We start from the raw sequence: 5,933 nt of genomic DNA on the forward strand, positions 1-5,933 counted from the left end.
ACTCGGCTACGAACCGAGCGGTCGCAGGTTCGAATCCTGCTGAGTCCGCCATACCCAATACAGAAAGCCCGCTCATATGAGCGGGCTTTTTGTTTGTGCGCGATTGTTAATGCCGCGCCTGCATCCGTCACATGCTTGTGCTTTCCTGCTCAGGATTATCTGTGGCACGGAAGGCTTCGAGTGTTGTCCCATCTCTATCGCGCAAACGATTGTTCTGCCCAAAAATTTAAGCGATCTAGCGCCGCGACCCGTGTATGATTGCGCCCTTCAGCCCCGCCGGGGCTTGTGGAAAACCACCATGGACTTACCCAGTAGTCACTTACCAACCGTTTTCATACCGCTAGATCCAATCGATTGATTCCCCCGGCGTGCTCCGCTGCTGGGAGTGGAGTTCGCCTATGACCGAAGTAGAAGTAAAGAAAACTCAAGACAGCCTGCAGGACCGCCTGGCTCAGGTTGTCGAGCTGCTGCAGCGTCAGCGCCTGGTCGAAGACCTCACCCACCGTCAGGAAGGCGCGCACAACGACCTGGTCGAAAACCTGGTCCATCGCCAGAACCTCGTCGAGCTGCAACGCAAACTCGATGACCTGCACCCCGCCGACGTCGCCTACATCCTCGAAGCCTTGCCCTTGGAAGACCGCCTGACGGTCTGGCAGCTGGTGCGCTCGGATCGCGATGGCGACATTCTGCTGGAGGTGTCCGACGCCGTTCGCCAGTCGCTGATCGCCGACATGGACGACCACGAGCTGCTCGCCGCGGCCAAGGACATGGATGCCGACGAACTGGCCGACCTTGCCCCTGAATTGCCCCGTGACGTCGTCCATGAGCTGATGGAAACCCTCGATGCCCAGCAGCGTGAGCGTGTGCGCTCGGCGCTGAGCTACGACGAGGAGCAAGTCGGTGCACTGATGGACTTCGAGATGGTCACCATCCGCGAAGACGTCACGCTCGAGGTTGTACTGCGTTACCTGCGCCGCCTGAAGGAGCTGCCCAACCACACCGACAAACTGTTCGTGGTGGATAACGACGGTATCCTCAAGGGCGTATTGCCCATCAAGCGCCTGCTGGTCAACGACCCGGACAAGAGGGTGGCCGATGTGATGGCTACCGACCCTGTGTCGTTCCACCCTGAGGAAGACGCCTACGATGCGGCTCAGGCGTTCGAGCGTTACGACCTGGTATCGGCGCCGGTGGTGGACAAGGCCGGGCGCCTGATCGGCCGTTTGACCATTGACGAAATGGTCGACCTCATTCGCGAAGAGAGCGAAAGCGAAGTGCTGAACATGGCCGGCCTGCGCGAAGAAGAAGACATCTTCGCTTCGGTGTGGCGTTCGCTGCGCAACCGCTGGGCCTGGCTGGCCATCAACCTGATTACCGCTTTTGTCGCCTCGCGGGTCATTGGCCTGTTCGAAGGCTCCATCGAGAAGTTGGTGGCGTTGGCTGCACTGATGCCGATCGTTGCAGGGATCGGCGGCAACTCTGGCAACCAGACCATTACCATGATTGTCCGCGCCATGGCGCTGGACCAGGTATCGCCGGGCAATACCAGCCGGTTGATGCGCAAGGAGCTGGCGGTGTCGCTGCTCAATGGCTTGATCTGGGGCGGGGTAATCGGCGCTGTCGCGTTCTGGCTGTACGGCAGCTGGTCGCTGGGCTTGGTGATGACGGCCGCGATGACGCTGAACCTGCTGCTGGCCGCATTGATGGGTGTGCTCATCCCCATGACCCTGACCCGCCTGGGGCGGGACCCTGCCATGGGCTCCAGTGTAATGATCACCGCCGTGACCGACAGTGGTGGTTTCTTCATCTTCCTGGGCCTTGCCACGGTGTTCCTGCTGTAGGCACTACACACCGCGCCCACAAAAAAGCCAGCTTTCGCTGGCTTTTTTGTGGGCCTGAAAAACTCAGGAGGCGTCTGCTGCCATTTCCACATCGTGAGCGATGAGGGCCACGAGTGCATTCTGCTGGCGGTGCGACAGTTGGCGGAAGCGTTGCAGCAGCTCACGCTCGTGCAGCGACAGCTCTGGGCTGTCCAGGCGCATGCTCAACTCATCACCGAGCGCACCCTCCTGGATGAGGCTCTGCTCCAGGCGTGCGATGATTTCCGAGTTCATGCTGCGGTGGTGGTTGCGTGCTACCTCGGCAATGCGCTCACGCATCCCGTCTGGCAGGCGGACGACGAACTTGTCAGCAGTGCGGCTCGAATAAATAGCCTGTTTCATTGGGCGCATATAAGTTGACCAGATTTTGGTTCAGGGGAAGCGGTTCTCAAATTGGCCGCGCGGGGTGGAAATAAGACCGTAGCAACGACAAAATGTTCAACCGGCAGTGAAAATGGACGCACATATTGCCTCAATACCGCCGTTTCCTTGGCGTCAATTCTGTGACAAATAGTGAGCCGGGTAAAGGCTTTTTGCCAGTACCAATTATCAGAAATGAGCACTGGTTCGAAAAGTTTCACATTTACGCCTGTTCACGAACGTCAGGCTTGTGCCATTGATTCGTAGCAAAACCCAGCAAAACAGCTTGGAAAAACCCTCAAATGCGCCGGCTTCCTACTCAAGAGCATAGTGACTATGCACCATGACGCAAGCGGTACCCCTTCATGCACCGGCAAATTGATACTACTCATGGGACCCTCAGGTGCCGGGAAAGATTCCCTGATCGACGCCGCCCGGGACCGTCTTGCGGCGGCGGGGGTTCAGGTTGCCCGCCGAATCATCACCCGCTCTGCCGAATCGAAGGGTGAGGCCGCCATCGGTGTAACACCTGCGCAGTTCGCCACGCTACGCGAGGAGGGCGCTTTTGCCATGCACTGGCAAGCCAATGGGCTGGGCTACGGCATACCCCGCCAGGTGGATGACTGGTTGGCAAACGGTATCTCCGTGCTGGTGAATGGCTCGCGGGCCTACCTGCCACAGGCGCGTCAGCGTTACCCCGACCTGCTTGCGATACGGGTGGATGTGCGGCCTGACGTGCTGCGCCAGCGCTTGTTGGCACGCGGTCGCGAAACGTTGGAGGAGGTGGAGCAGCGCCTGGCTCGCAATGCCGGCCTGCAGTCCACTTACGACCCGAGCGTGCGCATACTTGACAATTCGACCACCCTGCAGGCCGCCGTCGGCGCCCTGTTCGAACTGCTTCACCAGGAAGGGGTTGTGCTGCGTGAATGACGCGGCAGAAAAGGATTACGCGAAAAACCCTGCTCAGCACATGACAAACCCGGGCATGCTGGTTAACATGCTCGCCGTTCCGCTGTGCAGCGCCTGCTGCCGGCCGCTGCGTCTCAGTAGCTCAATTGGATAGAGCATCCCCCTCCTAAGGGGAAGGTTGCAGGTTCAATTCCTGCCTGGGACGCCATTTCTCACGTGCACTGCACGCCTCGCAAGTTCCAGCACTACTCATAACCATCCCCAAAAATCTCGCTCTCCGGGCGCGTTCTCGATTCTGTCGAGGCTTAAACCCCGCAAAAAACCAATATCAATAATGAGATTGATTAGCATTAGTTATTGATTGTCATGTAGATTCCCCCGCAGGATTTTTACCTGCACAAGGAGTCAGCCCGCCATGCCCACGTCCATCAACCCCACCATGACGTTCGCCCTGGGCCTCTGCGCCTACGTTTTCAGCCCCTTGCCCCTGGCGGAGGAGGAGGGTAAGGCCAAAGGTGCTGTGATGGAGCTTGGCTCCACTGACGTGGTCGCCACCAGCCTGGGCAGTACCACCGAGAACAGCGGTTCCTACACCACTGGCAGCATGAGTGCAGCGACCCGCCTGAACCTCTCGGTCAAGGAAACCCCACAGTCTGTATCGGTGATATCTCGCCAGCAGCTGGATGACTTTCAGCTCAATACGCTTTCGGAGGCGCTGGCCCACGTCACGGGTGTCACGGTTCAGCGCAATGACTCGGAGCGCCCGAGCTATTACTCGCGTGGCTACGCGATCAACAATTTCCAGATCGATGGCATGCTCAACACGTTCTCTGGGCTCAAGTCCGACTCGGACACCATCATCTACGACCGAATCGAGGTGGTGCGGGGTGCCACCGGCCTGACCACAGGCGCGGGCGATCCTTCGGGCACGATTGCCATGGTGCGCAAGCGCCCGACCCATCAGTTGGCCGTCAGCAGTGGCGTCAGTGCCGGCAGCCATGACAACTACTACAGCTACTTGGATGCCGGCGGCCCATTGGGCTGGGACGGCCGTTTGCGCGGGCGCACGGTGCTGGCCTATCGCGACAACAAATCGTTCATGGACAAGTACGCCACCCAGCGGGAGGTTGCCTATGGCGTGCTTGAAGCCGACCTGACCGACAGCACCGTGCTGGCGCTGGGCTACGACTACCAGAACAAGCATGTGCAAGGTTCCTCGTGGGGCACCGTGCCGTTCTGGAATGCCGATGGCAGCAAGGCCAAGCTTCCCAGGTCGACCAACCTCACCGCGCCATGGTCTTCCTGGCCGTTGAAAGACCAGACGGTGTTCGCCACCCTGGATCAACGCCTGGCCAACGACTGGTCCATGAAGCTGGCCTACACCCATCGGCAGACCGACAGTGATGGCAAGGTCTACTATGGCGGCAATGGTTTCCCCGAGGCAGACCGCAGCGGCATGCGCGCCTGGTACTCGCATTTTGGCGGGCAGGAGAAAATGGACGCGGTCGATTTCAACCTCGCCGGCCCCTTCCAGCTGTTCGGTCGCAGCCATGATTTCATGATCGGCTACGGGGAGTCGAAGCGGCGCAACAGCGACCCTTACTTCGTCGACCTGCCTGTGCCTGAAGGCTATGACCGGATCCGTGACTGGAAGTACATGGGGGCGATCCCCAAATTCCAGGACATCGATAGCGGCCTGGACGGTGGGCGTTCCTATACCCGGCAGAAGGCCGGCTACATCGCCACGCGGCTGAACCCCTCAGACCGCCTGCATTTCGTATTGGGTAGCCGCTACGGCAGTTGGGAAACCCAGCGCCGGGACTGGTCCTACGACGACGCCCTGAATGTCAGCGAGCAATCCACCAGCAAGCAGACGCAGAACGACCAATGGACCCCCTACGCCGGTGTGCTCTTCGACCTGACCGAACAATTCACCCTATACGCAAGCTACACCGATATTTTCAACCCGCAGACGGTGAGGGACGTCAACAAGCAGTACATCGAACCGGTGGTGGGCAAGGTGTACGAGGTCGGGCTGAAGGGGAGCCTGTTCGAAGAGCGGCTTAACCTGAGCACGGCGGTGTTCCGCAGCAAGCAGGACAACGTGGCCGAGCAAGATGACTCCGTGCCGCCTGATGGCGACGAAATTTTTTACAAAAGCGGCGGTAAAGGCATCGTCGTGGAAGGGTTCGAGGCCGAGGTGGCAGGCGAGGTGATGACCGATTGGCAGATGAGCCTGGGCTACAGCTATACCCATGCCGCCACGGCGGAGAAAAAGCGCAAGAATACCGAGCAGCCTCTGAACCTGGTGCGCTTCTCCAGCACTTACAAAATGACGCCTGCCTTGACGGTGGGGGCGAGCCTGGACTGGCAGAGCGATAACTTCCGCATGGGTAACCGCCCGGTCGGTCGTGAGGGGGGCAGGGTTGTTACCACCCGGGACAAGATTGGGCAGAAGGCCTTTTCAGTGGTGGGGTTGATGGCTCGCTACCAGATCGATGAGCACCTGGCGGCTTCTTTCAACGTGAAGAACCTGTTCGATGAGCATTATTACAACAACGTGGGGTTCTATAACGGGGTTTATCAGGGGGAGCCGCGGACGATGATGGTGAGTCTGGACTGGCGGTTGTAAGCGGTTACCGGGGCCGCCTGGCGGCCCATCGCAGTATTGTTCGCTCCCGTAAACCTTTTGTGGGGCAGTCCATACTGTGGGATCAACTGTCTTCCACAAAATCTGAATGCTGGCGCAATTCACCTTGTGGGAGCGGCTTCAGCCGCGAACAC

General features: G+C 59.3%; 4 protein-coding genes and 1 tRNA gene. 4 read left to right on the plus strand and 1 reads right to left on the minus strand.

Annotated elements, in window-relative coordinates; all coding sequences use genetic code 11:
- Positions 1 to 398: 398 nt before the first annotated feature.
- The gene (gene mgtE, locus IAE33_RS24235) at positions 399 to 1,841 is read left to right on the plus strand and encodes a magnesium transporter (protein ID WP_201165736.1); all 1,443 of its coding nucleotides are present in this window, start codon (positions 399 to 401) and stop codon (positions 1,839 to 1,841) included.
- A gap of 63 nt (positions 1,842 to 1,904) precedes the next feature.
- On the opposite strand, the gene IAE33_RS24240 is transcribed toward mgtE, so the two are convergent.
- The gene (locus tag IAE33_RS24240; protein ID WP_003254499.1) at positions 1,905 to 2,231 is read right to left on the minus strand and encodes an Arc family DNA-binding protein; all 327 of its coding nucleotides are present in this window, start codon (positions 2,229 to 2,231) and stop codon (positions 1,905 to 1,907) included.
- Between the two features lie 345 nt (positions 2,232 to 2,576).
- Between IAE33_RS24240 and phnN the strand changes: the two genes are divergently transcribed.
- The 3 genes from phnN to IAE33_RS24255 all read left to right on the plus strand — a co-directional run bounded on the left by phnN (position 2,577) and on the right by IAE33_RS24255 (position 5,781).
- Positions 2,577 to 3,170 carry a phosphonate metabolism protein/1,5-bisphosphokinase (PRPP-forming) PhnN gene (phnN, locus tag IAE33_RS24245; protein ID WP_201165738.1) on the plus strand — a complete coding sequence of 198 codons (594 nt, stop codon included), beginning with the start codon at positions 2,577 to 2,579 and terminating at the stop codon, positions 3,168 to 3,170.
- Between the two features lie 110 nt (positions 3,171 to 3,280).
- A tRNA-Arg gene (locus IAE33_RS24250) sits at positions 3,281 to 3,357 on the plus strand.
- Positions 3,358 to 3,564: 207 nt separating this feature from the next.
- Positions 3,565 to 5,781: a TonB-dependent siderophore receptor gene (locus IAE33_RS24255; RefSeq protein ID WP_201165740.1), complete on the plus strand. Its 2,217-nt coding sequence runs from the start codon at positions 3,565 to 3,567 to the stop codon at positions 5,779 to 5,781.
- The last annotated feature ends 152 nt before the right edge of the window (positions 5,782 to 5,933 follow it).

Origin of the sequence: Pseudomonas sp. S60 (assembly GCF_016647865.1) — a bacterium.
GTDB classification, from domain to species: Bacteria; Pseudomonadota; Gammaproteobacteria; order Pseudomonadales; family Pseudomonadaceae; genus Aquipseudomonas; species Aquipseudomonas parafulva.